The following is a 26,174-nucleotide window of genomic DNA, read 5'->3' as shown; positions in this document are numbered from 1 at the left end:
AGTTCAGTGATGGTTTCTAGGCCGACTACCTAGTCCTCTTTGCTCTGCACTGACCGGTGCTTGGTCGGTACTTTTTGGTATCAGGCGGTGCCGACTCATCCGCGATGGTCTGGCGGGCCGCGGCGTCGTCGTCGCGACGAATCCATGACAGAGCTTTCTGAATCTTCCTGCAGCGCACTTTGTGGCACGTCGATACGGTATGTGGCATGATTAAGTCGTGGATGCCACATTGGTTTTGGGCCAGCAAGGTCGGCTGGTGATCCCAGCCGACATCCGGACCGCGTTGGGCCTGACTTCCGGTGATCGCTTGCACCTGCATGTGACTGGTCAGCGGCTGGTGCTCGAACGACAGCAGGACGCCGTGGCTGAGCTACGGGCCCTTGGAGCCGAACTTCCAAGGGACCGCTCGCTTGTCGAGGAGTTGCTTGCTGACCGGCGTCTGGCCGCTGAGGCCGAGTGACAGTCCTAGATGCGTCTGCAGTACTGGCTCTTGTTCATGACGAGCCCGGCGCCGACCTGGTGGCAACCGAACTAAATTCTGCCTCCTTGGGCGCTGCGAACCTCGCCGAAGTCATTGGCAAGCTTGTTGACGCCGATCTCGACGTCAGCCGAGTCCGTGAATTGCTCGCTGCCGCTGGCGTCACCATCGAGCCGCTGACCGAAGCCGACGCCGAACTGGCCGGTGCAATGCGGTCCTTGGCCGGCGGACGTGGGTTGTCTTTGGGCGATCGCTGCTGCCTCGCCTTGACGGTGCGCAGCACGCCCGCGGAGGTGCTGACCGCCGATCGCGCGTGGTCCCAGCTCGACCTACCCATCCGGGTCCGCCTGCTGCGGTAAAGGAGCAAGGTGCGCCGCAATGGCCAAGCAATCCTGCAACCGTTCGATTGTGAGCCAGCACGGCGCGACGAAGAACTGCCAGCTACTCCACGGCTTTCTTCTTTCCAAGCCCCGAATCGGACGCCCACCTGTGGTCGGTGCTTGGTCGATGAATTCGCGACACGCCGCGGTTTCGAATGGTGCCAGGCGGCGCTATATCGCCAGCTCACAAGAATTTTGGTACCTCAACCAGGCGGGCTCGCAGGCTCTCCTAAAGCCTATGTCTATCAGTTTCGAATCCTGCCGGGGCACCGCGCCGGGGACACTTATCGCCGCTGTACTACTTCGGCCGAAGCTTGACAGCGGCGAGCACCCACGATTGGCGCTTACGTTGTCGATCACCATCGATCGCGGCGGCACAGCTACGGTGGCTTCAACGAAGAGAGGATCTCGACCGGCGTGAACGCCCAGACCTTCTGCTTGGTGGAGCCCGCATGAGCGCCGACGTCACCGAGGCGCCGACTGACGCCCTGCCTGCCCCGGTCCAGGCGGTGCGGGAGCGCTTGCCGCTGTGGATCCACCGGTTGGCGGTGCCGATCATCCTTGCATGGGTGGCGGTCACGGTGCTGCTGAATGTCATCGTCCCCCAGCTAGAAGTGGTGGGACAGATGCGCACGGTGTCGATGAATCCCCAGGACGCCCCGTCGATGATCGCGATCAAGCGCGTCGGCAAGGTTTTCAAAGAGTTCGATTCCGACAGTTCGGCGATGATCGTGTTGGAGGGTCAGCAGCCACTGGGTGACGCGGCCCATGACTACTACAACCAATTGGTCGCCCAACTGCGGGCGGATACCAAACACGTCCAGAACGTCCAGGACTTCTGGAGCGATCCGCTGACCGCGGCCGGTTCGCAAAGCCCGGACGGCCTGGCCGCCTACGTCCAGGTCTATCTCGCGGGTAACCAGGGGGAGAGCCTGGCCAACGAGTCGGTCAAGGCCGTCCAGGACATCATCAAGAAGACGCCCGCGCCGCCCGGCGTCGACGCCTACGTGACCGGCGACGCCCCGCTCCAGGCTGACCAGAATATTGCCGGGGACCGCAGCCTCCAGCTGATCACCGGGCTCACCTTCCTGGTGATCACCAGCATGCTGCTGTACTTCTACCGGTCCATCGCCACGGTGCTGTTAATGCTGACGACGGTCTTCCTGAACCTCGCGGCGACCCGCGGCTTCGTGGCATTCCTGGCCTACCACAACCTCATTGGGCTCTCGACGTTTGCGACCAATCTGCTGGTGATGTTGGCGATCGCGGCCTCGACCGACTACGCGATCTTCCTGATCGGCCGCTATCAAGAGGCGCGTAGCGCCGGCGAGGATCGGGAGAATGCGTTCTACACGATGTATCGCGGCACCAGCCATGTGATCCTGGGCTCGGGGCTGACGATCGCCGGCGCAACGTTCTGCCTGCGCTTCACCCGGATGCCCTACTTCCAGACTTTGGGTGTCCCGTTGGCCATCGGCATGCTCGTGACCGTTGCCGCCGCGATGACATTAGGCGCCGCAGTGGTGGCGGTGGCCAGCCGGTTCGGTCTGCTGGAACCCAAGCGGGCCATGCGGATTCGGGGTTGGCGCAAGATCGGCGCAGCGGTGGTGCGCTGGCCGGGTCCGGTGTTGATCGCGACGATAGCCGTCGCGCTGGTCGGGCTGATCACGCTGCCGGGCTATAAGGCCGGCTATAACGATCGCAAATATCTGCCGGCCGATATCCCGGCCAATGAGGGGTATGCGGCCGCGGATCGGCATTTCTCCCAGGCCCGGATGAACCCGGATCTGTTGTTGGTCGAGACCGACCACGACATGCGCAACCCCGCGGACTTTTTGGTCATCGACAAGGTGGCCAAGGCGGTCTTTCGCACCTCAGGCATCGGGCGGGTGCAGGCCATCACCCGACCCCTGGGCACCCCGATCAACCACGCGTCGATCCCGTTTGCGATCAGCATGCAGGGCACCACCCAGCAACTGAACATGCAATACATGCAAGACCGCATGAAAGACATGTTGGTGATGGGTGAGGACATGGCGCGCACCATCACCAGCATGGAACAGATGCTCGAGATCACCCGGGGCATGGCCGAGACCACCCACAGCATGGTCACCAAGATGCACGACATGGAAGCCCATATCCAGGATTTGCGGGTGCATATGGCCGATTTCGAAGACATGTGGCGCCCGTTCCGCAGCTATTTCTATTGGGAAAAGCACTGCTATGACATCCCGATCTGCTGGTCGCTGCGCTCGGTGCTCGAAGCGTTCGACAGCGTCGACATCATGACCGATGACATTCAGAATCTGATGCCTGACATGGACCGGCTGGACACGCTGATCCCGCAGATGCTCACGGTGATGCCGCCGATGATCGAAACGATGAAAAGCATGCGGGTCATGCAGCTGACCATGCAGCAGACCATGGGTGGGCTGCAGGATCAGATGGCAGAAATGATGAAGAACCAGTCGGCGATGGGCCACGCCTTCGACGAGGCCAAAAACGACGACTCCTTCTATCTGCCCCCCGAAGCATTCGACAACCCCGATTTCAAGCGCGGCCTCAAGATGTTCCTGTCTCCGGATGGCCATGCGGTGCGGATGATCATCTCCCACGAAGGCGAACCGATGTCAGCGGAGGGCATCTCGCGCGTCGAACCGGTCAAACACGCCGTGCACGAGGCCATCAAAGGCACCCCGCTGGAAGGCTCCAAAATTTACCTCGGCGGTGCAGCGGCGATGTATAACGACCTCGCCACGGGCACCAGCTATGACCTGCTCATCGTCGGAATCGCGTCGCTGTGCCTGATTTTCATCATCATGTTGATCATCACCCGAAGCGTCATCGCCGCCGCGGTCATCGTGGGCACCGTGACGCTGTCGCTGGGCAGCGCCTTCGGGCTCTCGGTACTCATCTGGCAGCACCTCATCGGCCTCGAACTGGATTGGTGGGTGCTGCCCATGGCGCTCATCATCCTGCTGGCGGTGGGGTCGGACTACAACCTGCTGCTGGTGGCGCGGTTCAAAGAGGAGATCCACGCCGGACTGAACACCGGCATTATCCGGGCGATGGGCGGCAGTGGCTCGGTCGTGACCTCGGCCGGCCTGGTGTTCGCCTTCACGATGTCCTCGATGGTGGTCAGCGAGCTGCGCGGCCTCGGCCAGGTCGGCACCACCATCGGCCTGGGCCTGTTGTTCGACACCCTGGTAGTGCGCTCGTTTATGACGCCGTCGATCGCCGCGCTACTGGGCCGCTGGTTCTGGTGGCCGCAACGGGTCCGCACCCGACCTGTGCCCAAAAGCTTTCTGCCACAGCATCATCGGGTCTAAAGCCGACCAGCGCCGGGTCATCACGAGGGTCGATGACTTGCAGAGTGGTCTCAGCCGGCCACCGGCGGCCATGTTTGTCAATCGCCGCCAGCGGCAATGTTCTTGCAACAGGCGGGTACGTCGGTCGACCGGCGCATCCGCTCAGGTCTCGTCGGTTCAGCCGAGAGCCGACGAGGCCGTCTCCGTCACCCCCCACGCGCCCGGCGTTCCGGGAACGGGCTTACGTCACTCTCTTAGTTGTAGTAGCGTGCGGGCATGGACCCGGGCCTGTGGATTCTCGGCGGCTACCAAAGCGACTTCGCACGTAACCTCACCAAGGAAAGTCTCGACTTTGCAGACCTGACCAGCGAAGTTGTCGACGCCACGCTCGCTGCGGCCAAAATGGATGGGTCCGAAATCGGCGTGGTCCACGTCGGCAACGCATTCGGGGAGATGTTTGCCGCACAGGCTCACCTCGGCGCGATGCCGGCCAGCGTGTGCGAGTCGCTGTGGGACGTGCCGGCCTCCCGGCACGAAGCCGCCTGCGCATCGGGCAGCGTGGCGACGCTGGCGGCGATCGCCGATCTGCGCGCGGGAAACTACGACACCGCGCTGGTCATCGGCGTCGAGTTGGAGAAGACCGTTCCCGGCGACATCGCCGCCCAGCACCTGGGCGCCGCCGCCTGGACCGGACACGAAGGGGCCGGGGCGAAGTTTCTGTGGCCGTCGATGTTCGCTCAGGTCGCTGACGAGTATGACCGCCGCTACGGGTTGGACGACGCCCATCTGCGCGCGATCGCAGAACTCAACTTCGCCAACGCGCGCCGAAACCCCAATGCGCAAACCCGCGACTGGACGGTCCCCGACCCGATCAGCGACGACGACGCGAGCAATCCCGTCATCGAGGGCCGGCTGCGACGGTTCGACTGCAGTCAGATGACCGACGGCGGGGCAGGACTGATCCTGGTCACCGATCGCTACCTGCGTGCGCATCCCAACGCGCATCCCCTCGGCCGCATCGTCGGATGGGGGCATCGCACCGTTGGGCTGGGCCTGCGGCAAAAGCTGGTCCATGCAGCCGAAAACCCCTACGTGCTACCGCATGTGCGGGCGGCCGCACTGGATGCGTTCGGCCGCGCTGCGGTATCGCTCGAGGACCTCGATGGCATCGAGGTGCACGACTGCTTCACACCGAGCGAATACCTGGCCATCGACCACGTCGGCCTGACCGGACCCGGCGAGTCGTGGAAGGCCATCGAAAACGGCGAACTCGAAATCGGCGGCCGACTGCCGGTCAATCCCAGCGGCGGGCTGATCGGCGGCGGACATCCCGTCGGCGCATCCGGGATACGGATGCTCGTCGACGCGGCCAAGCAGGTCAGCGGAACAGCCGGCGACTATCAGGTCGAGAACGCGAAAACCTTCGCCACCTTGAACTTTGGCGGTAGCACCGCGACCACGGTCAGCTTCGTCGTCAGTGCGGCAGCGGGCTGATCACGTGGACGTCGAGATCGTCGGCAAATTCCTTTCCACGCTGCCCGAGGACGACGACCACCCGTACCGGACCGGTCCGTGGCGGCCCCAGAGCACCGAATGGGATGGCGACGACCTCACCGCTGTCGAGGGTGAAATCCCCGCCGATCTCGACGGTGTTTATCTGCGCAACACGGAAAATCCGCTGCATCCGGCGTTGAAGACATATCACCCGTTCGACGGCGACGGGATGCTGCACGTCGTCGGCTTCCGCGACGGAAAGGCCTTCTACCGCAACCGCTTCATCCGCACCGATGGCTTCCTGGCCGAAAACGACGCCGGCGGGCCGTTGTGGCCGGGCCTGGCCGAGCCGCCGACGCTGGCCCGACGCGACGACGGGTGGGGCGCCCGGGGCAGGATGAAGGACGCGTCGAGCACCGACGTCATCGTGCACCGGGGAACCGCGCTGACCAGTTTTTACCAGTGTGGTGATCTGTATCGGGTCGACCCATACTCCGCCGAAACCCTTGGTAAAGCACAGTGGAACGGTCGGTTTCCGTTCGACTGGGGAGTCTCGGCACACCCCAAGGTCGACGCCAAGACCGGCGAACTACTGTTCTTCAACTACGGCAAGCGCGCTCCGTACATGCACTACGGGGTCGTCGACGCGGACAACAACCTGGTGCACTATGTCGATGTCCCGTTACCGGGGCCGCGGCTGCCACACGACATGGCATTCACCGAAAACTATGTCGTTCTCAACGATTTCCCGCTGTTCTGGGAGCCCGAGCTGCTGACCCGCGGTCTACACGTGGCGCGGTTCCATCGCGAGATGCCGTCGCGGTTCGGGGTGCTGCCGCGACGCGGGCACCCTGCTGACATTCGATGGTTCGAAGCCGAGCCCACGTTCGTGCTGCATTTCGTCAACGCCTACGAGGACGGCGATGACATTGTGCTGGACGGCTTCTTCCAGGCCGACCCCGAGCCGGCCGACACCGGCACCGGCACCAAATGGCAACGGGCCTTTCGCTTTCTGGCCCTCGACCGCATGCAGGCACGACTGCACCGGTGGCGGCTCAACCTGGTGACCGGCTCGGTGCGAGAAGAACCGTTGTCGGAGACCATCACCGAATTCGGCATGATCAATGCCGATTACACCACCCGCGGCTACCGCTATGCCTACGCCGCCACCGGTAAGCCCGGCTGGTTCCTGTTCGACGGGCTGGTCAAACACGACGTGCTCACCGGCCGCGAGCAGCGCTATGCGTTTGGTGACGGCATCTTCGGAAGCGAAACCGCGATGGCGCCGCGCCCACGTGGCGGCAGTGAAGACGACGGCTATTTGGTCACGCTGATCACCGACATGAACGCCGATGCCTCCTACTGCTTGGTGTTCGATGCCGCACAGCTCGGCGATGGTCCGGTATGCAAACTCCTGCTGCCGGAGCGTATTTCCAGTGGCACCCATTCCACGTGGGCGCCTGGGCCGCAGCTGCGGTGCTGGGATTCCGTCGACTCGGCAGCCGAAGCGATCGGACTGTAGGTGCCGACCGCACTAACTCCCGGAGGCACCAACGCGGTGGGCCGGATCCTGGGGTTGCTCGGCGACGAGTGGACGCTGCTGATCACCCAGCAGGCACTATTGGGAGCGACTCGCTACGGCGAGTTCATGGCGCGATTGCCGATCTGCAATTCGGTTCTCACCAACCGGTTGCGGGCGCTGACACAGAACGGGTTGTTGAACCGGATGGCCTACCAGACGCGTCCGGTCCGCGCCGAATATCGGCTCACCGAACGCGGCCGGTCGTTGTGGCCGGTGCTGCTGTCGATTTGGGAGTGGGAGCGACGCTGGGCGCCCGAGCACACCCCTTGGCTTCCCGACATGCGCCACCACGTCTGCGGCACTGATTTCGCGCCGTTGTTGACGTGCCGGTCATGCGCCGAGGTAGTGACCGAGAAGCAGGTGGCGGTCCGATGGGGGCCCAGCGGCTCGTGGCCACGGTCGGTGCCCGAGGCGGTGACCCGTCGCCGAACGGCTGCCGGCGACGGACAGACTCAGGCGGGACTGTTTCCCGAGACCATGAGCGTATTCGGAAACCGTTGGTCGGCCGCGTTATTGGTGTGCACCTACTTGGGAGCCACCCGCTATACCGACTTTCAGTGCCAGCTCGGGGCGCCGCCCACACTGCTGGCCGGCCGGCTGCAGACATTCTGCGCGACCGGTGTGCTGACGACGTCGCGACTGGACGGCCCGCACAACGCTCGCTACCAACTGACGGAAAAGGGACGGGCATTCTTCCCGGTGCTGATCACCGCACTGCAATACGGGCAGCAGTGGTTTCACGCACCCGAGGGACCGGCGGTGCTGCTGACCCACCGCGGTTGCGGTGCGGCGTTCACCGGCGAGTTGAGCTGCGACCAGTGTGCTCAGCGGCTGGCAGGTGCCCAGATCAGCGCGATCGAAGCCTCCGGGCGCGATAGAGCGACGACGCCAACGCCCACACTGAACACATGACCGCGCCCGCAGCGCCGACGAAACCGACATACAAGCCGTAGGCCGCCGATACCGGCGGACTGACATTCACGTCGTAATACCAGATCGTCAACGCCGCAATCAACGCTGAAAGGATCAGCGCGGCAATCGATGCCAGCTTGACTGAGAGGCCGCGGCCGACCATCGCGCCGGCCACCAGCAGCGTCGACGAGAGCAAGACGATCAGCTGTCCCGTCCCGAATCCGCGCGGCAGGTCCAGGCTTCCCATGCTGCCACCGATGGCGTTCGCCCGGCCGCCGCCGTTGACGCCAGTCGCCAACCACGGCAGCCACGTGCTGATCGACACCACGGCGGCGAACAGCGCAACCAGCCAACCAGGATGCAGGCGGCGGGACATACTGCGACAGTAGCGCGCACTTTAGGGTAGATGCATGACCGAGCTACCCGATTGGGCACGCCAGCTGGACTTGACGCCCAACCCCGAGGGCGGCTGGTTCCGGCAGACCTGGCGCAGCGATGTCACGGTCGGACAATCTGCACTGCCACCGGACTACACCGGTCCACGCAGCGCCGGAACAGCGATCTTGCTGCTGCTGATGCCGGGTCAGCAGTCCGCATGGCACACCGTGCGCAGCGCCGAATTGTGGCTGCATCATCGCGGCAGTCCGCTGCTGCTCGACATCGGAGTCGAACGACACAGCAGCACAACACATGTGCTCGGTAGCGACATCCTGGCCGGTGAGCGACCCCAGCTGCTGGTGCCGCCGCGGTACTGGCAGCGGGCCAGACCGCGCGACGACGGGCCCAGCCTGGTCAGCTGCGTCGTAGTGCCCGGTTTCGACTACGCCGATTTTGGCCTCGGCGCAGATTAATCCTGCAGCGAGGACAGGTTGAAGACCGCACCCGCGGGGTCGGTCGCCGCGGCCAGCCGCCCATAGGGGGTGTCCTCGGCGGCCTGCAGGACCGTGCCGCCGTTGTCGGCGATCACCTGCAGCGTCTTGTCGACATCCTCGGCGCCGAAGAACGTCGTCCAGTGGGACGGGACGCCGTCGGGCAGACAACTGCTGCCGTCCATCAGCCCGAGCAACTGCTGATCGCCGAACCATGCCGTGGTGTAACGGAATTCATCGGTGTCGGAGATCTGCTCGGTCCGCCATTCGAGTATCTCGCGGTAGAAGTCGACTGCGGCGCCGTAGTTACGTGTCGTCAGCTGGTGCCAGACCGGTGCGCCGGCTTCACCGATCACCTCGAAACCGACGTGCTCCGCCGGCTGCCACAAGCCAAACGCTGCGCCGGACGGATCGATGGCCATGCTCATGGTTCCCTTGGCCGGTATCTCCATCGGCCCAAGGCAGGACGAGCCTCCTGCCGCAGTCAGCGCAGTTACGGTGGCGTTGACGTCAGCCGTGTGAAAGTAAGTGGTCCAGGCGTCGGGGCCCTGCCATTCCGGATTGTTGGCCATCAGCCCGGCAACCGGCCGCCCGGCGGTGGTGACGTTGATGTAGCCGCCGTATTCGGGGCCCGCCGATTCGAAGGACCAGCCGAACACCGCGCCATAGAAGTCTTGGGCGCGATCCAGGTCTGACGACATCAGGTCGATCCAGGTGGGCGCGCCCAGCGGCGCGCCGTGACGAATGGGCACGATGGTCCCTTCGGTGCGGTCTAGACCCGTACGGGGTTCACCGATACCGACTACCGCTGACGCCGAAACTCATCGCGGCGCGCATCAAACCGGCTCACGCCGGGGCGAACACCGTGACGAACTTCTGCAATGACTCGCGGATATCGCCCTTGAGTGCACCCGCGACCACCATCCCGATCGGACCGAACAGTGCCGGACCACCCAGATGCACATCGAAACTCACGACCGAGCCGTCACCCTTGGGTTTGACCTTGGCGAGCAGCTTGACCTTTACGCCGCCGACGCCCTGGCCGTTGAGGGTCATGGCCTCCGGTGGCTTGTAATGCACGATCGTCCATTTGATCCGGTTGGGCATGCCCTTGACTTCGACGATCGACTCGATGACCGTGCCTTTTTCCAGGGTCTCGGGAAGTTTGCTGCGCCAGACCCGGTGAATGGTCAGCCAATCCTTGAAGCGGGAGAGGTCGGAGGCATGTCCCCAGGCCTGTTCGGGCGGCAGGGGTACATCGATGGAGCCGGAAAGTTTTGCCATGACTAATTCTGCGGGTCGCCTTTGTCGACGGCCTTTTTGGCAGCGTCCTGCACCTTGTCGACGGTGTCCTTGTATTTGCCTTGCGTCTTGTTGTCGACGAAATCACCTGCTTTGTCGATCGCCTGATCAACCTTGTCGGCGTTCTGCGACAACAGATCCTTGGCCTTGTCCAGGAATCCCATGAGTCCCTCCCTTCCGTTGCAGAGCCTATCGTCCGGCTATTCGTATCGTGGGCCGCTACTGCCACAACTGCCGGCGTTCGCCCAAGGCAAAGCCCTGAATCCACCACACCGCCTCGACCGCCGCCGCACCGAGCACACCGATGCCCATGGCCGTCGACGTGATAACCAGGTTCGAGGGATCCAGCAGGAACTTCTCCTGTGCCAGCGGCAGACTGAGGATCACCGCATAGGCCAGCCCCGACGCGACTACCAGCGCTAACCGCCACCACTGATAGGGGCGCGCCACCACGGCCAGCACCCAGATCGCGGTCATCAGCAACGTGATCAGCGCACCCGTCGACGCCTGGGTCTGCTGCTCCGGTCCGGCCGCGCGGCCCTGATAGGCCGCCAGGTACGAGATGAACGTGGCGATGCCGACGACGAGTCCGAAGGGCAGCGCAGACGTCATGACTCTGCGGACAAAGCCGGGGTGAGCGCGCTCGTTGTTGGGCGCCAGCGACAGGATGAACGCCGGAACGCCGATGGTGAACCAGGCCGCGATCGTGACGTGGATGGGCTGAAAGGGAAACAGCAACGGATCGGCGCCGAACAGCTTTGAACTCAGCCCGGCAATACCCACCAACAGCGCCAGCAATACCGAGTACACCGTTTTGGTCAAGAACAGATTCGCGACCCGCTCGATATTGCCGATCACCCGGCGGCCTTCGCCGACGACGTAGGGCAGCGTGGCGAATTTGTTGTCCAGCAACACGATCTGTGCCACCGCCCGCGACGCCGGACTGCCCGAGCCCATCGCGACGCCGATGTCGGCGTCTTTGAGCGCCAGCACGTCGTTGACTCCGTCGCCCGTCATCGCCACCGCGTGCCCGTGCGCCTGCAGCGCATGCACGATCTCCCGTTTCTGGTCGGGACGCACTCGGCCGAAGGTGGTGTACTGCTCCAGCGTGTCGGCCAACTCGGCCGGCTCGGTGGGCAATCGCCGCGCATCCATGGTCGCTCCGTGCAGGCCAAGCTTGTCGGCGACCGCACCAACCGACACCGCGTTGTCGCCGGAGATGACTTTTATCGAGACCTGCTGTGCGGCAAAATATTCCAGGGTCTTGCGGGCGTCGGGACGCACCTTCTGCTCGAGAACGACCAGCGCAATCGGCGTCACCCGGCCCGGTGCATCCGGGTGCTCGACGGATAAATCACTGGACCCCAGCAGCAGGACGCGCAGGCCCCGCGCGCCGATCTGTTCGGCCTGCTGGGCGGCCGCCGACGTCGGATCGGCCAGCACATCGGGCGCACCGATCACCCAGTTGCCGTGTTCGCGGTAGGAGGCGCCGCTCCACTTGGTCGCCGACTTGAACGGCGCCATCGCGGTCGCTACCCAGCCGGGCGGCCGGTTATAGGCGCTGCCGATGGCCTGCATGCTGGCATTCGGCCGGGCGTCGGCGACAGCCAGCGAAGCCAGCACGTCGGTGAGGTCTTCGCGGTGTCGGCCCGAATCGGCGACCTCGACGACCTCCGAGACCCGCATGCCGTTTTCGGTCAGCGTGCCGGTCTTGTCCGCGCAGACCACGTCAACTCGTGCCAGGCCTTCGATGGCAGGCAATTCCTGCACCAGGCACTGCCGCTGGCCGAGCCGAATGACGCCGACCGCGAACGCAATCGAGGTCATCAGCACCAGCCCTTCGGGCACCATCGGCACCAGCGCGCCGACCATCCGCAGCACCGACTCCCGCCAGCCCGCGTGCGTGGTGAACAGTTGGCTGTAGATCGTCAGCAGACCGGCGGGCACCAGCAGGTAGGTGATGAACTGCAGGATTTTGTTGATGCCGACGCGCAGTTCGGATTTCACCAGCGTGAACTTGCTGGCTTCCTCGGCCAATCTGGCCGCATAGGCTTCCCGGCCCACCTTGGTGGCGCGGTATGCGCCGATGCCGGCGACGACGAAACTCCCGGACATGACCGGATCGCCGGCACTCTTGCCGATGGCATCAGCCTCCCCCGTGAGCAGTGACTCGTCGATCTCGAGGCTGGCCGCCTCCACCAGTTCACCGTCGACGACGACCTGGTCACCGGGACCCAGTTCGATGATGTCGTCGAGCACCACCTCGTTGGCGAGTACCTCGCGAATCCCAGATTGCCGCCGCACCACCGGTTTTGATTGACCGACAATCGCGAGCTTGTCCAGCGTCTGCTTGGCCCGGATCTCCTGAACCATGCCGACGATGCTGTTGGCGACGATGAGCAAGCCGAACATGCCGTTGATCACCGAACCGGTCGCCAACACGATGACCAACAGCACGCTCAAAATGGCGTTGATGCGGGTGAAGACGTTGGCGCGGATGATCTCTGGCACGCTGCGCGTCGCACGCGCGGGGACGTCGTTGCTCTTGCCGTCTGCTACCCGCTGCGCCACCTCGGCGTCGGACAGGCCAGCGCTCAGCGAGGTGGTCATCGGCTCAAAGCCGCCACCATGGTTCGAATTCCGCCGGACGCTTCGGATCCACGCGCTGGCCAGGCTTGGGCACCACCACTCGGACGTCGGATGCCTCGGCGGCGGCCAGCAGCCGCTCGACCGGCTCGGCCCACGGGTGTGGCGCCAGCCGGAAGGTGCACCAGTGGATCGGCACCAACAGTCGGCCACCGATGTCCAGGTGCGCCCGGACCGCCTCCTCGGGGTTCATGTGGATGTCTGGCCAGGCCTTGTTGTAGGCACCTACCGGCATCAGCGTGACGTCGAACGGTCCGTGGTCGGCGCCGATTTCCCCGAAGCTCGTGGTGTATCCGGAGTCACCGGCGAAAAACGCGCGATGGCTCGGACCGATGATCGCCCAGGATGACCACAGTGTGGTGTTGCGGTTCAGGAACCGCCCGGAGAAATGCCGCGCCGGTGTGCAAATCAGGGTGAGCTCGTCGATCTGGGTGCTTTCGTTCCAGTCGAGTTCGATGATGCGCTGGTCGGGAATCCCCCATTCGCGCAGGTGCGCGCCGACGCCGAGTGGGACGACGAACGGTGCCCGTTGGCTACGGGCCAACGCCACGATGGTGTCGACGTCCAGATGGTCGTAGTGGTCGTGGCTGATCACAATGGCGTCGAGAGCCGGCAGTCCGTCCAACTCCCCCGGCGGCGGATGCATCCGCTGCGGACCGACGACATCGGACGGTGAGCAGCGCTCACTCCACACCGGATCGGTCAGCACGCGGTAGCCGTCGATATCGAGCACCGCCGTGGCATGGCCGTACCAGCAAACCTCCAGAGCACTGGAGTTGCTGTCGCAGCCCGGCGGCGATTCCATCGGGATCGGCGCCGAGGGCCGGGAGGCGGCCCGTCCGCCGAGAACCTCGCGCAGGACCAGCCGCTGCTGCTCGCGGTCCATGCTGAACAGGGACGCCGGTTCGAGGTTGGTGAAGACACCGTCGTGGAAATTGGGTGAGCGATCGGCGACCGCACGAATTTTGGCGGGGCCGGCGCCGAGCGCGGCCGGTGCGCCGTGCACCGCGCGCAGCACCCACCCGCCACCGGCCAGCGTCACCGTGCCGGCGGCCAGTCGCAGCGCTCCGCGCAGCATGCGGTCAGGCCCCCTGAAACTTCGGTGGCCGCTTCTGCACCCGAGCGACCTGCGCTTCGATCACGTCCTGACTGCCCCACGCCTTGTCGAAGAGCTCTTTGTGGACCGAACTCGCCTCCTCGATGGCGTCGTCATTGAGCACCCGCTTGGCGTGCTGCAGCGCCAGCGGCGCCAGCCCGGCGATCTCGGCAGCCCACTCTTGTGCCTCGGTCAGCGTTCCGATCCGGTTGGCCATACCGGTCTGCAACGCGACGTCGGCGCTCAGCTTTTCCGCCGACAGCAGCATCGCCCGTGCACGGCCATGGCCGACCAGCGACGCCAGTCGACGGATGCTCCAGTTATCCAGCGCCAGGCCGTATTTCGACGTGGGGAATTGGAAGAATGCTTCGGGTGCCACCACCCGCAGGTCACATTGCATCGCCAGTTGCAGCCCGGCGCCGATCGCGGGGCCGTTGATCGCCCCGATAATCGGCATCGGCGACGCATCCAACACTTTGTGCAGCTCGACGAGCCGGTCCGGGTAGTCGGCGGCGAACGCGTCGCCGCTCAAGTCCGCGCCGGCGCAGAATACGGTGCCCTGCCCGGTCAGCACGATCGCGCGGACGTTCTCCCCCGATGCCTTCTCCACCGCCTCGCGCAACTCCTCGACAAGCTGGGAGTTCAGCGCGTTGCGCCGTTCGGGTCGCTGCAACTCGATGGTCATGACGAGTTCGACCTGGGTGACACCGATCATGCGGGCCAGCCTATTAGCCTCTCCTCGTGAGCCGGATCGGGACCGTCGAACTGCGCGACGCCGTGCTCGACGATGGATCCTTCACCAGCTGGGACGACACGCCGCTGACCGTGCCGACCAACGAGTCGTATGCACGCGAGCTGGCGAAGGCCCGCGCCGCGACCGGACGTGACGAGTCGGTGCTGACCGGCGAGGGCCGGGTGTTCGGTCGTCGGGTGGCCGTGGTGGTCGGCGAGTTCGGCTTCCTGGGCGGTTCCATTGGCGTCGCCGCGGCCGAGCGAATCACGACTGCCGTAGAGCGTGCGACCGCCGAGCGGCTGGCGCTGGTCGCATCGCCGAGCTCCGGGGGCACCCGGATGCAGGAGGGCACCGTCGCATTCCTGCAGATGGTGAAGATCGCCGCGGCCGTCACCTTGCACAAGCAAGCGAACCTGCCCTACCTGGTGTATCTGCGCCATCCGACAACCGGCGGGGTGTTCGCGTCATGGGGTTCGCTTGGGCATCTGACCCTCGCCCAGCCCGGAGCGCTGGTGGGCTTTTTGGGACCACGCGTCTACGAGCAGCTCTATGGCGAACCGTTCCCGGCCGGTATCCAGACCGCCGAGAACCTGGCGCGCCACGGGGTGATCGACGGCGTCATACCGCTCGCGGAGCTCCGAGAAACGCTGGACCGCACATTGACGGTGGTCGCCGACGATCCCGAGCCGCCACCGGCGCCGGCGCCGGTCGAGGAAATGCCCGACGTCGAAGCGTGGGATTCGGTGGTCGCATCACGACGCCCCGATCGGCCCGGGGTCAAGCATCTACTGCGGCACGGCGCCACCGACCTGGTCCTGCTGTCCGGCACGGGCCAGGGCGAGGCGGCGACAACACTGTTGGCGCTGGCCCGCTTCGCCGGCCAGCCCGCAGTTGTCCTCGGCCAGCAACGCGTCGTAGGCGGGATCGTGGGGCCGGCAGCGCTGCGCGAGGCTCGCCGGGGCATGGCTCTGGCCGCCGAACTGCGCCTGCCGCTGGTCCTGGTCATCGACACCGCCGGACCGGCCCTGTCGGCCGAGGCTGAGGAGGATGGGCTGGCCGGTGAGATCGCCCGATGCCTGTCCGATCTGGTCACACTGGACACCCCGACGGTGTCGGTGCTGTTGGGGCAGGGCAGCGGCGGGCCGGCGCTGGCGATGGTGCCCGCCGACCGGGTCCTGGCCGCACGCCACGGCTGGCTGGCGCCGCTGCCGCCGGAAGGCGCCAGCGCGATCGTCTTCCGCGACACCGCGCACGCCGCTGAACTGGCTGCCGCACAAGGAATCCGGTCGGCCGATTTGTTGGCGTCGGGGATCGTCGACGCGGTGATGCCCGAGTACCCTGATGCCGCCGACGAGCCCGTCGAGTTCTCCCAGCGCCTCTCCCGCATGATCGCCACCGAGCTTCATGCGCTGCGCGGGGTGGCGGACGCCGAGCGTACGGCGGCGCGGTTGCGGCGCTACCGGCGTATCGGGCTGCGCTGACCCGGAGCTCAACCGTCAGGCAGCAGGTATGCCACGGGTCATGCCGCCGCCTCGGAATCCGCCGCGCCGAACTGGGTCTCGTACAGCTCCGCGTACCGCCCGGCATGGCGCAGCAGCTGCTCGTGGGTGCCACGCTCGACGATCCGGCCCTCTTCCACGACGAGGATTTGATCGGCGGCCCGCACGGTGGACAGCCGGTGCGCGATGACGATGGACGTCCGGCCGGCCAGGGCTTCTGAAAGCGCTTGCTGCACAGCCGCTTCCGACGACGAATCCAGCGAGGCCGTCGCCTCGTCGAGGATGACCACTCGCGGATTTCCCAGCAGCAGCCTGGCGATCGTCAGCCGCTGCCGCTGACCGCCGGAAAGCCGATAGCCACGTTCGCCGACCACAGTGTCCAGCGCGTCGGGCATCTCGGCGACGACATCGGCCACCCGCGCGCGTCGCAGTGCCTGCCACAACTGGTCGTCAGTGGCGTGCGGCGCGGCCAGCCGCAAATTGGACCGGATGGACTCGTGAAACAAATGACCGTCCTGGGTGACCAGCCCGACCGACTCGCGCAGTGATGCGGTGGTCAGGTCGCGAACGTCGGCCCCCGACAGGCGCACTGCTCCGGAGTCGACGTCGTAGAGCCGGGCCAGCAGGGCGGCGATCGTCGACTTGCCGGCGCCGGACGACCCCACCAGCGCCACCATCTGACCGGGCGCGGCGGTGAACGAAATGCCATGCAGCACTTCCGCTCCCCCGCGATCGTCGAGAGTCGCCACTTCCTCCAGCGAGGCCAGCGACACCTTGTCCGCCGGCGGGTAGGCGAACCGCACGTCGTCGAACTGCACCGAGATGCCGCCGTCGGGTACCGGCACGGCGTCGGGCTGCTCGGTGATCAGCGGCTCCAAATCGAGCACCTCGAAAACCCGCTCGAAGCTGACCAACGCACTCGCGATCTCCACCCGGGCATTGACCAACGCGGTCAGCGGAGCGTACAGCCGGGTCAGCAGCAGTGCCAGCGACACGATGGCGCCGGCCTGCAAGTGGCCGCCGATGGCCAGCACACCGCCCAACCCGTACACCAGCGCCAGCGCCAACGCCGACATCAGCGTCAGCGAGTTCATGAACACCGACTGCAGCATCGAGGACTTCACCCCGATGTCGCGCACCCGAGAGGCCCGCAGCGCGAACTCGTGCGACTCGCGGTCGGGGCGACCGAAGAGCTTGACCAAGGTGGCGCCGGGCGCGGAGAACCGCTCGGTCATCTGGCTGTTCATCGTGGCGTTGTAGGCGGCGCGTTCCCGGCTCAGCCGCGCCATCGTGGTGCCGATGCGCCGGGCCGGAACGACGAACAGCGGTACCAGCAGCAGCGACAACAGGGTGATCTGCCAGGAGATGCCGGCCATCACCACCAGCGTCAGCGTCAGCGTCACCAAGTTGGACACCACACCGGAGAGCGTGTCGGAGAATGCGCGCTGGGCTCCCATCACGTCGCTGCTCAGTCGGCTGACCAGCGCACCGGTGCGAGTGCGGGTGAAAAACGCCACCGGCATGCGCTGCACGTGGTCGAACACCGCCGTGCGCAGGTCCAGGATCAGGCCCTCGCCGATCAGCGCCGACAGCCAGCGGGTCAGCAGTGATACCACCGCCTCGGCGACAGCCACCGCCGCGATCACCGATGCCAGCAGCACCACCGCCGCGGCGTGCACCCCGGTGACGATCTCGTCGACCACCTTGCCGGCCAGCACCGGCGTCGCCACGGTCAGCAGCGCGCTGACCACGCTGACAGCCACAAAGAAACCCAACCTGCGATGATGGTGCCCGGCGAAGCGCCAGATCCGCCCGACCAACCCCCGGCCCACCAGGGTGCGAAGCTCGCCCGACCTCGCGTGCATCTGGCGATACAGCGTGCGGCTCGCTACCGATTCCATGCTCATGAGCTTGACGGTAAAACCTCAACAAAGGATGAGGTCAATCGACGCGCTGGGACGCGGGCGGATCCTCCCACAGCCCGGCGTCTCGATCAGGCAAGATGGGCGCATGGACACTGGTGCGACCTCACCCCGGGTCTTGGTCGTCGACGACGACTCCGACGTGCTGGCCTCGCTGGAACGGGGCCTTCGGCTGTCCGGTTTCGAGGTGTCGACCGCGGTCGACGGCGCCGAGGCGCTGCGCAGTGCCACTGAGACCCGGCCGGATGCGATCGTGCTCGACATCAACATGCCGGTGCTGGACGGCGTCAGCGTGGTCACCGCGCTGCGCGCCATGGACAACGACGTGCCGGTTTGTGTGCTGTCGGCGCGCAGTTCGGTCGACGACCGGGTGATGGGTTTGGAGGCCGGCGCTGACGATTACCTGGTCAAACCATTCGTGTTGGCCGAACTGGTAGCGCGGGTCAAAGCGCTACTGCGGCGCCGCGGATCCACCGCGACGTCCTCGTCGGAAACCATCACGGTCGGCCCGCTGGAGGTCGACATCCCCGGCCGGCGGGCACGCGTCAACGGTGTCGACGTCGACCTGACCAAGCGGGAATTCGACCTGCTCGCGGTGCTGGCCGAGCACAAGACCGCGGTGCTGTCGCGCGCTCAACTGCTGGAGCTGGTGTGGGGCTACGACTTCGCTGCGGACACCAACGTGGTCGACGTGTTCATCGGCTACCTGCGGCGCAAGCTGGAGGCCGGCGGCGGCCCGCGGCTGCTGCACACCGTACGCGGAGTGGGATTCGTACTGCGCATGCAGTGACCAGGCGGCCATGAACTTCTTGTCCCGGATCCTTACCCGTACGCCCTCGCTACGTACCCGGGTGGTGATCGCGACCGCGATCGGTGCGGCGATCCCAGTGCTCATCGTCGGCACCGTGGTGTGGGTCGGCATCACCGGCGACAGCAAGGAGCGGCTAGACCGCCGACTCGACGAGGCGGCTGGTTTCGCAATCCCCTTCCTGCCCCGCGGCCTCGACGAGATTCCCCGATCGCCGAACGACCAGAACACGGTGATCACCGTGCGCAAAGGCGCTCAAGTGACCTCCAACGCAAACATCACGCTGCCGGAGTTGCCCGTCGGGTACGCAGACACCTACGTCGACGGCGTGCGCTACCGGGTACGCACCGTCGAAATCCCGGCGCCGCAACCGATTTCGGTGGAGGTAGGAGCCACTTACGACGACACCATCCTGCGCACCAACAACCGGCACCGGCGAGTGATTCTGATCTGTGGCTTAGCGATTGGCGCGGCAGCGGTGTTTGCTTGGCTGCTGGCCGCATTCGCGGTACGACCGTTCAAACGGCTGGCCCAGCAGACCCGGGCGATCGACGCCGGCGACGAAGCGCCGCAGGTGAAAGTCCGCGGCGCGACCGAGGCAGTGGAAATCGCCGAGGCGATGCGGGGCATGCTGCAGCGAATCTGGAACGAGCAGGACCGCACCAAAGACGCGCTGGCGTCGGCCCGCGACTTCGCGGCGGTGTCGTCGCATGAACTGCGCACTCCGCTGACCGCGATGCGCACCAACCTCGAGGTGCTCTCCACGCTGGATCTGCCCGACGACCAACGCAAGGAAGTGCTCAACGACGTGATCCGCACGCAGTCGCGCATCGAGGCCACCCTGAGCGCACTGGAGCGGTTGGCCCAAGGTGAGTTGTCGACGTCGGATGATCATGTGCCAGTCGACATCACCGAGTTGCTGGATCGCGCAGCCCACGACGCCATGCGGGTCTACCCCGATCTCGATGTCTCCCTAGTCCCGTCGCCGACGTGCATCATCGTCGGGCTGCCGGCCGGGTTGCGGCTGGCTGTCGACAACGCGATCGCGAACGCGGTCAAACATGGCGGCGCCAGCCGGGTTCAGCTGTCAGCGGTCAGCTCGCGAGCCGGGGTTGAAATCGCCGTCGACGACAACGGCAGCGGAGTGCCCGAGGAGGAACGTCACGTGGTGTTCGAGCGGTTCTCGCGTGGCTCGACGGCCTCGCATTCGGGCTCGGGCCTGGGTCTGGCGCTGGTGGCTCAGCAAGCGCAATTACATGGCGGCACCGCGTCTCTGGAGAACAGCCCGCTAGGCGGAGCGCGGCTGTTACTGCGACTCCCCCCGCCACGCTGACTCCGTCATCGACGTACGGATCAGCCGGCAGCGCCGCCCGTTGTGGCGTCGTCCTCAGCGGCATCGGAGCCAGCCGGCACATCAGGTTTGACCCGCCGAATCATCAGCGCGAAGGTCAGCGCCAACCCGAGCACGAAAGCCAGCACCATCAACCACCAGTTCGGGTCAGTCATGGCGCTCCAATCTCACGCGAACCGGGCGTCTCCGCGAGGGCCTGCTCTGCGCTGGTGCGCTTGACAGACACCACGGTGATCGCCCAGGCGACCCCCGAACCCACCACGAAAGCCAAGAGGTACCAGAGCCATTGGATGACGAAGTCCATATCGGATTCTCCTCAGTGGCCGCGATCTCAGCGCGGTCCGGTCGGCATGACGGGACCGCTGGTCTCCATCTCATTGACGAGATTCAGGTTGGGCCAGGCGTCTTCGGCTGCCTGCTCGACCGCATCCTCCTGATCGGCCGATGCGGCGGTCCCGGTTAGCGCGATGGTGTCACCCTCGACGGCCAGGCTGAAATCGGGAATCGCCGCTGCCGCGTTGAAAACCGGCCCCGCATCTGAGAAATCGAGCGAGTTGACGTCGGGGTTGATGCCGAGATAGTCGATGACGTTGGCGTTCGAACCGACCGATGCGATCACCGCGTCCAGCAGCGCCGCCTTGGCTTTGGCATCGGGAAATTCGCCGCGCAGCGTGATGTCGTTGCCCGTCCGGATGATCGACACCGGCGCCAACGTTATCGGCGGAATGGTCGGCGTATTCGGCAAGGCGCCCGGCTGCGACGGCGGGTTCAGCGTCGGCAGCGCGCCGGGCGACTCGTTGGTCTCCGAGCGCGTTCGATCCAGCAAGCCGTAGCCGATCACTCCCAAGAGCAGCGGAATCACCACCAGCCCGATCAGCCACGGGACACCAGGAGATCGTCGGTAGAACTTCGAAGCTGCCCGCCGCTCGGGGGTTTTGGGTGCTTCGCCGGAATCCGCCATCGGCCCTCCACGGTCGGGTTCTTGTTCGGGCGATTTGAAGCCTAAGCCTGCGGGCTATCGGGTGGCGAGCAGGTCGATGACGAAGATCAGCGTTTTACCTGACAGCTGGTGCCCCGAGCCGGCCGGGCCATAGGCCTGTGCGGGCGGGATAACCAGTTGGCGCCGGCCGCCCACCTTCATTCCGGGGATGCCGTCCTGCCAGCCCTGGATCAGGCCACGCAGCGGAAATTCGATGGACTCGCCGCGACTCCACGAACTGTCGAATTCCTCGCCGGTGTCGTACTCCACCCCCACGTAGTGGACCTCGACGGTGCCGCCCGGGACGGCTTCGGGCCCGTCGCCGACCACCAGGTCTTGGATGACCAATTCAGTGGGCGCGGGACCGGCCGGGAATTCGATCTCTGGTTTCTGTGTCACCGGGCCACCATAGCCCCGGAGCCGCGGCAGCCGGTCGGCTACCGCGCGTCGATGGTGGCGTAATTCCGCTCGGTGTAGCCGGTGTAGATCTGGCGCGGACGGCCGATCTTGCTGTCGCCCTCGTCGTGCATCTCGCGCCAGTGCGCGATCCAGCCCGGCAGCCGCCCAAGCGCGAACAGCACGGTGAACATCCGCGTCGGGAAACCCAACGCCCGGTAGATCAGCCCGGTGTAGAAGTCGACGTTGGGGTACAGCTTGCGCTCGACGAAGTAGTCGTCGGTCAGTGCGGCCTCTTCGAGTTCCTTGGCGATGTTGAGCAGGTCGTCGTCGCCGCCGAGCTTGGCGAGGATCTTGTCGGCCTGTTCCTTGACGATGCGCGCCCGTGGGTCGTAGTTCTTGTAGACGCGGTGGCCGAATCCCATCAGCTTGACGCCTTCTTCACGGTTCTTGACCTTGCGGACGAACTCGCCGACGTTGTCGTCGCTTTCGCGGATCTGCTCGAGCATCTCCAGCACCGCCTGGTTGGCGCCGCCGTGCAGCGGCCCCCACAGCGCGTTGATGCCGCCCGAGATCGAGGTGAACAGGTTGGCCCGCGACGAGCCCACCAACCGCACCGTCGACGTCGAACAGTTCTGTTCGTGATCGGCGTGCAGGATGAACAGCATGTCCAGCGCCCGAACGATCTCGGGGTCTGGGTGGTAGGGCTCAGCGGGCAACCCGAACGTCATCCGCAGGAAGTTCTCCACCAGCGTCTGTGAGTTGTCCGGGTAGAGGAACGGCTGGCCGACCGATTTCTTGAACGCATAGGCCGCGATGGTCGGCAGCTTGGCCAGCAACCGGATCGTGGAGACCTCAACCTGGTCGCCGTCCATCGGGTCCAGTGAATCCGGGTAGTAGGCCGAGAGCGCGTTGACCACACTGGAGAGCACCGGCATCGGGTGGGCGTTGGGCGGGAAGCCGTCGAAGAACCGCTTCAGATCCTCGTGCAACATGGTGTGCCGCTGGATACGACGGGTGAACTGATCCAGTTCGTCCTTGGTCGGCAATTCCCCGTAGATCAGCAGATAACTGACCTCGATGAACGTCGACTTCTCGGCGAGCTGCTCGATCGGATAGCCCCGGTAGCGCAGGATCCCGGCCTCGCCGTCGATATAGGTGATCGCGCTCTTGGTGGAAGCGGTGTTCATGAAGCCACTGTCGAAGGTGGTGTACCCCGTCTTGGCCAGCAGCGAGCCGAGCGCAATACCGTCGGCCCCCTCGGTGGCGTGTGTGATCTCCAGGTCCAACTCACCACCCGGGTACCGAAGAGTGGCGGTGTCGTCGGTTGCGGCCACAAGAACCCCTTTGCGCGTTTCTGATGCTGCCTAGGTTGCGTATAGCTGAAGGTAGTCGTTATTGCGACGGCGCGCCCGCCCGGGGGCGGAGTGCGCGACGGGCGATGGTCAGGTAGAGCCCCGGCGCGCCGCCGCTCTCGGTGCGCGGTAACGGACGAACGCCGGGGCGGCCAGCGCGGCGACCACGATACCCGCGACCACCAGCGCACCTCCGCCCGCGGCGGTGGCCGATGTTCCGATCACTTCGGCCGCGGCGCCGTGCACCGCGTCGGCCAATCTGGGCCCACCGGCAACCACCACGATGAACACTCCCTGCAGGCGTCCGCGCAGGTCGTCGGAGGCGGCCTCTTGCAGGATCGTCGAACGGAAGGCGGCCGACACCATATCCGCGGCACCGCCAAGAGCCAGAAACGCCAACGCCGCCCACAGCAGCGACCCGGCCCGACCGTGCGCCGCGCCGCTGACCACTCCGAAGCCGACCATCGCCATCCCCCATACCGTGATCGCGGCGACGGTTACCAAGCCTTGGCGCCCGACGCGGGGCAACCAGCCGGAGAACACGCCGCCCGCCACCGCGCCGACCCCCATCGCGACGAGGCGGCCCGCGGTTCGATGACCGGCATCGGTGTCAGCCGAAACGTCGCCCACATCGGCGCCAAACAGGTCAGCGTGTCAATCAGATACAGCGTCGACAGGTCAACCCAGTTCAGCATCAATCCGGCCAACAGCGGGCCGACGATCACGCCGAACGACGTCACGGTCATGTTCAGCGAATTGGCGGCCGGCAGTTGGTGGCCGGGCAGCATTCGCGGGATGGCCGCCGAGCGGGTTGGCGAATTGACCGCATAGAACGCCTGTTGCACCGCCAACAGGCCCAGCACCACCCACACGTCGTCGACCGACAGCGCAGCCTGCAACCACAGCAGCAGCGACGACACCGCCAGTCCGCACGAGGCGATGATCAGCAGGATGCGCCGGTCCATGGCGTCGGCCCAGGCGCCGCCCAGCAGACCGAAGACGATCAGCGGAACCAGCGCGAAAATTCCGGAAAGCCCGACATATGCCGAATTGCGGGTGAGCGCATAGATTTGCACCGGCACCGCGAAGATCGTCAGGTTCGCGCCGATCACGGTGACGATTCCAGACAGCCACAGCCGGCGGAAGTCCGCGGTCCGCAGCGGCGTGGTGTCGGCGATAAGCCCGCGCATTTACGGCTGCAGGCGTTCGACAACCCCGCTGATGACGCGAATTCGGTTGTGTACCCGGTTTTCTCGACCCTGCCAGAATTCGACCACATCGGGCGCGATGCGGTAGCCACCCCAGGCCGGCGGGACCGGGATGTCCTCGGTGTCGGCGAAGCGCACGGTCACCTCGGCGAGCTGGTCGAGCAGCGCGGCACGCGACGCGATCGGCTGTGACTGCTGCGACGCCCATGCGCCCAGCTGTGAACCGCGGGGTCGTTTCGACCAGTAGTCCTGCGTCGTCTGCGGATCCACCTTGGTGACCGGGCCGCGGATGTGGAATTGCCGGCCCAGCTGATACCACGGGAACGTCGCCGACGCATACGGCGTTGCGGCAAGTTCGGCACCTTTGGCCGAGTCGTAGTTGGTGTAGAAGGTGATGCCGTCCTCGTCGACGTGCTTGCACAGCACCGACCGGCTGGCCGGCCTGCCGGACTCGACGGTGGCCAACACCATGGCGTTGGGCTCGGGAATCCCCGCGCGTTCGGCGTCGTCGATCCACTTGCAGAACAACGCAAGCCATCCCTCGTCGAGCCACTTCTCGTCGAGGTCGCCGCTGCCGTCTTTCTCTGACCCGTATTCCACTCGCATTGCCGCCAGGTGCTCGTTGTCTGGACCTGCCACCGGTCAACGCTACCGCCCGGCTCACCGCCGCTTGATTACCGGCCGGTAGCAACGAGCCCGGAGCAGGGTGCGAGAATTCACCTATGACTGTGATCCCGGAGAATTTCGTCGCCGGCCTCGATGGTGTGGTGGCATTCACTACCGAGATTGCCGAGCCGGACAAGGACGGCGGCGCCCTGCGCTATCGCGGCGTGGACATCGAAGATCTGGTGAGCCGACAGGTCACCTTCGGTGATGCGTGGGCTCTGCTGGTCGACGGCAAGTTCGGTCACGGCCTGCCGCCGGCCGAGCCGTTCCCGCTGCCGATCCACACCGGCGACGTGCGGGTCGACGTGCAGGCGGGCCTGGCGATGCTGGCACCGATCTGGGGATACCAGCCACTGCTCGACATCGACGACGACACCGCCCGCGCCCAGCTGGCGCGGGCCTCGGTGATGGCGCTGTCCTACGTCGCCCAATCGGCCCGCGGGATCTACCAGCCCGCGGTGCCGCAGCGTGTTATCGACGAATGCTCCACGGTCACAGCGCGTTTCATGACGCGGTGGCAGGGCGAGCCGGACCCCCGGCACGTCGAGGCCATTGACGCCTACTGGGTGTCGGCCGCCGAGCACGGGATGAACGCCTCGACGTTCACCGCACGGGTGATCGCCTCGACAGGTGCGGACGTGGCCGCCGCGCTGTCAGGAGCGATCGGGGCGATGAGCGGCCCGCTGCACGGCGGCGCGCCGGCCCGGGTGCTGCCCATGCTCGAAGAGGTCGAGCAGACCGACGACGCACGTGGACTGGTCAAGGGCATCCTGGACCGCGGCGAAAAGCTGATGGGATTCGGTCACCGCGTCTACCGTGCCGAGGATCCGCGGGCCCGGGTGTTGCGCGCAACCGCGAAGCGATTGGGTGCGCCGCGCTACGAGGTGGCGCTGGCGGTGGAGCAGGCGGCGCTGTCCGAACTGCGGGAGCGCCGGCCAGACCGCGCGATCGAGACCAACGTCGAGTTCTGGGCGGCGGTGATCCTGGACTTCGCCCGCGTGCCCGCCAACATGATGCCGGCGATGTTCACCTGCGGTCGCACCGCCGGATGGTGTGCTCACATTCTCGAGCAGAAGAGGCTGGGCAAGCTCGTCCGCCCGTCGGCCATCTATGTCGGCCCGGAGCCGCGCAGCCCGGAATCCATCGAGGGCTGGGGTCAGGTACCCGACGCCTCATAGTCCGCCGCGATG

General features: G+C 65.7%; 25 protein-coding genes and 1 pseudogene. 11 read left to right on the top strand and 15 right to left on the bottom strand.

What is annotated here, in order from left to right; translation table 11 throughout:
• Nucleotides 1-217 precede the first annotated feature (217 nt).
• From AC5Y5W_RS02635 to AC5Y5W_RS02610, 6 genes are all read left to right on the top strand, one after another.
• Entirely contained in the window at nucleotides 218-460 is a 243-nt protein-coding gene (locus tag AC5Y5W_RS02635; RefSeq protein WP_500010066.1) for an AbrB/MazE/SpoVT family DNA-binding domain-containing protein, read from the top strand.
• Nucleotides 457-837 carry a type II toxin-antitoxin system VapC family toxin gene (locus AC5Y5W_RS02630; protein ID WP_500010065.1) on the top strand — a complete coding sequence of 127 codons (381 nt, stop codon included), beginning with the start codon at nucleotides 457-459 and terminating at the stop codon, nucleotides 835-837. Before AC5Y5W_RS02635 ends, AC5Y5W_RS02630 begins: the two co-directional genes overlap by 4 nt.
• Nucleotides 838-1,310: 473 nt before the next feature.
• On the top strand, nucleotides 1,311-4,187 hold the full coding sequence (locus tag AC5Y5W_RS02625; RefSeq protein WP_500010064.1) for an MMPL/RND family transporter: 2,877 nt from the start codon (nucleotides 1,311-1,313) through the stop codon (nucleotides 4,185-4,187).
• A gap of 255 nt (nucleotides 4,188-4,442) precedes the next feature.
• A complete protein-coding gene (locus AC5Y5W_RS02620) occupies nucleotides 4,443-5,660 on the top strand; it encodes an acetyl-CoA acetyltransferase (protein WP_500022041.1) in 1,218 nt (405 codons plus the stop codon).
• Nucleotides 5,661-5,664: 4 nt separating this feature from the next.
• Nucleotides 5,665-7,182 carry a carotenoid oxygenase family protein gene (locus tag AC5Y5W_RS02615; protein ID WP_500022040.1) on the top strand — a complete coding sequence of 506 codons (1,518 nt, stop codon included), beginning with the start codon at nucleotides 5,665-5,667 and terminating at the stop codon, nucleotides 7,180-7,182.
• Entirely contained in the window at nucleotides 7,183-8,154 is a 972-nt protein-coding gene (locus tag AC5Y5W_RS02610; RefSeq protein ID WP_500022039.1) for a winged helix-turn-helix transcriptional regulator, read from the top strand.
• On the opposite strand, the gene AC5Y5W_RS02605 is transcribed toward AC5Y5W_RS02610, so the two are convergent.
• On the bottom strand, nucleotides 8,090-8,530 hold the full coding sequence (locus tag AC5Y5W_RS02605) for a hypothetical protein (protein WP_500022038.1): 441 nt from the start codon (nucleotides 8,528-8,530) through the stop codon (nucleotides 8,090-8,092). The two genes, AC5Y5W_RS02610 and AC5Y5W_RS02605, sit on opposite strands and share 65 nt — an antisense overlap.
• A gap of 34 nt (nucleotides 8,531-8,564) precedes the next feature.
• Here AC5Y5W_RS02605 and AC5Y5W_RS02600 point away from each other — a divergent pair, with 34 nt between their 5' ends.
• Nucleotides 8,565-9,005 carry a cupin domain-containing protein gene (locus AC5Y5W_RS02600; protein WP_500022037.1) on the top strand — a complete coding sequence of 147 codons (441 nt, stop codon included), beginning with the start codon at nucleotides 8,565-8,567 and terminating at the stop codon, nucleotides 9,003-9,005.
• Here the strand turns inward: AC5Y5W_RS02600 and AC5Y5W_RS02595 are convergent.
• From AC5Y5W_RS02595 to AC5Y5W_RS02570, 6 genes are all read right to left on the bottom strand, one after another.
• The gene (locus tag AC5Y5W_RS02595; protein ID WP_500022036.1) at nucleotides 9,002-9,775 is read right to left on the bottom strand and encodes a VOC family protein; all 774 of its coding nucleotides are present in this window, start codon (nucleotides 9,773-9,775) and stop codon (nucleotides 9,002-9,004) included. The two genes, AC5Y5W_RS02600 and AC5Y5W_RS02595, sit on opposite strands and share 4 nt — an antisense overlap.
• Before the next feature lie 94 nt (nucleotides 9,776-9,869).
• Nucleotides 9,870-10,307: a type II toxin-antitoxin system Rv0910 family toxin gene (locus tag AC5Y5W_RS02590; protein ID WP_499887093.1), complete on the bottom strand. Its 438-nt coding sequence runs from the start codon at nucleotides 10,305-10,307 to the stop codon at nucleotides 9,870-9,872.
• A 2-nt stretch (nucleotides 10,308-10,309) separates the two neighbouring features.
• Nucleotides 10,310-10,489: an antitoxin gene (locus AC5Y5W_RS02585; protein ID WP_499887094.1), complete on the bottom strand. Its 180-nt coding sequence runs from the start codon at nucleotides 10,487-10,489 to the stop codon at nucleotides 10,310-10,312.
• Nucleotides 10,490-10,544: 55 nt separating this feature from the next.
• The gene (locus AC5Y5W_RS02580; RefSeq protein ID WP_500022035.1) at nucleotides 10,545-12,935 is read right to left on the bottom strand and encodes a cation-translocating P-type ATPase; all 2,391 of its coding nucleotides are present in this window, start codon (nucleotides 12,933-12,935) and stop codon (nucleotides 10,545-10,547) included.
• A 4-nt stretch (nucleotides 12,936-12,939) separates the two neighbouring features.
• A complete protein-coding gene (locus AC5Y5W_RS02575) occupies nucleotides 12,940-14,049 on the bottom strand; it encodes an MBL fold metallo-hydrolase (protein ID WP_500022034.1) in 1,110 nt (369 codons plus the stop codon).
• A 4-nt stretch (nucleotides 14,050-14,053) separates the two neighbouring features.
• The gene (locus AC5Y5W_RS02570; protein WP_500022033.1) at nucleotides 14,054-14,782 is read right to left on the bottom strand and encodes an enoyl-CoA hydratase; all 729 of its coding nucleotides are present in this window, start codon (nucleotides 14,780-14,782) and stop codon (nucleotides 14,054-14,056) included.
• A 26-nt stretch (nucleotides 14,783-14,808) separates the two neighbouring features.
• Between AC5Y5W_RS02570 and AC5Y5W_RS02565 the strand changes: the two genes are divergently transcribed.
• The gene (locus tag AC5Y5W_RS02565) at nucleotides 14,809-16,281 is read left to right on the top strand and encodes a carboxyl transferase domain-containing protein (RefSeq protein ID WP_500022032.1); all 1,473 of its coding nucleotides are present in this window, start codon (nucleotides 14,809-14,811) and stop codon (nucleotides 16,279-16,281) included.
• Nucleotides 16,282-16,319: 38 nt separating this feature from the next.
• On the opposite strand, the gene AC5Y5W_RS02560 is transcribed toward AC5Y5W_RS02565, so the two are convergent.
• The gene (locus tag AC5Y5W_RS02560; RefSeq protein ID WP_500022031.1) at nucleotides 16,320-18,206 is read right to left on the bottom strand and encodes an ABC transporter ATP-binding protein; all 1,887 of its coding nucleotides are present in this window, start codon (nucleotides 18,204-18,206) and stop codon (nucleotides 16,320-16,322) included.
• A 103-nt stretch (nucleotides 18,207-18,309) separates the two neighbouring features.
• On the opposite strand from AC5Y5W_RS02560, the gene prrA reads away from it, so the two are divergent.
• Nucleotides 18,310-19,011 carry a two-component system response regulator PrrA gene (gene prrA, locus AC5Y5W_RS02555; RefSeq protein ID WP_499887105.1) on the top strand — a complete coding sequence of 234 codons (702 nt, stop codon included), beginning with the start codon at nucleotides 18,310-18,312 and terminating at the stop codon, nucleotides 19,009-19,011.
• 10 nt (nucleotides 19,012-19,021) lie between these two features.
• Nucleotides 19,022-20,362, top strand: coding sequence for a sensor histidine kinase (locus AC5Y5W_RS02550; RefSeq protein WP_500022030.1), 1,341 nt, complete (start codon nucleotides 19,022-19,024; stop codon nucleotides 20,360-20,362).
• Nucleotides 20,363-20,382: 20 nt separating this feature from the next.
• Here AC5Y5W_RS02550 and arfC read toward each other — a convergent pair whose 3' ends face one another.
• The 7 genes and pseudogenes from arfC to pdxH all read right to left on the bottom strand — a co-directional run bounded on the left by arfC (nucleotide 20,383) and on the right by pdxH (nucleotide 24,957).
• Entirely contained in the window at nucleotides 20,383-20,535 is a 153-nt protein-coding gene (arfC, locus tag AC5Y5W_RS02545; protein WP_500022029.1) for a channel accessory protein ArfC, read from the bottom strand.
• Nucleotides 20,532-20,684 carry a channel accessory protein ArfB gene (arfB, locus tag AC5Y5W_RS02540; protein WP_500022028.1) on the bottom strand — a complete coding sequence of 51 codons (153 nt, stop codon included), beginning with the start codon at nucleotides 20,682-20,684 and terminating at the stop codon, nucleotides 20,532-20,534. Before arfB ends, arfC begins: the two co-directional genes overlap by 4 nt.
• A 27-nt stretch (nucleotides 20,685-20,711) precedes the next feature.
• Entirely contained in the window at nucleotides 20,712-21,341 is a 630-nt protein-coding gene (gene arfA, locus AC5Y5W_RS02535) for a channel-forming protein ArfA/OmpATb (RefSeq protein WP_500022027.1), read from the bottom strand.
• 54 nt (nucleotides 21,342-21,395) lie between these two features.
• Entirely contained in the window at nucleotides 21,396-21,758 is a 363-nt protein-coding gene (locus AC5Y5W_RS02530) for an FKBP-type peptidyl-prolyl cis-trans isomerase (protein WP_500022026.1), read from the bottom strand.
• A gap of 38 nt (nucleotides 21,759-21,796) precedes the next feature.
• Nucleotides 21,797-23,092: a citrate synthase gene (locus AC5Y5W_RS02525; RefSeq protein WP_499887115.1), complete on the bottom strand. Its 1,296-nt coding sequence runs from the start codon at nucleotides 23,090-23,092 to the stop codon at nucleotides 21,797-21,799.
• Between the two features lie 108 nt (nucleotides 23,093-23,200).
• Nucleotides 23,201-24,300: pseudogene (locus AC5Y5W_RS02520) on the bottom strand (MFS transporter).
• The gene (gene pdxH, locus AC5Y5W_RS02515) at nucleotides 24,301-24,957 is read right to left on the bottom strand and encodes a pyridoxamine 5'-phosphate oxidase (protein WP_500022025.1); all 657 of its coding nucleotides are present in this window, start codon (nucleotides 24,955-24,957) and stop codon (nucleotides 24,301-24,303) included.
• Between the two features lie 83 nt (nucleotides 24,958-25,040).
• On the opposite strand from pdxH, the gene AC5Y5W_RS02510 reads away from it, so the two are divergent.
• Nucleotides 25,041-26,162, top strand: coding sequence for a citrate synthase 2 (locus tag AC5Y5W_RS02510; RefSeq protein ID WP_500022024.1), 1,122 nt, complete (start codon nucleotides 25,041-25,043; stop codon nucleotides 26,160-26,162).
• The last annotated feature ends 12 nt before the right edge of the window (nucleotides 26,163-26,174 follow it).

Source organism: Mycobacterium sp. NGS51 (genome assembly GCF_059812525.1).
The sequence above is the reverse complement of the archived record's forward strand: the minus strand, read 5'-3'. Positions and strand labels throughout refer to the sequence as shown.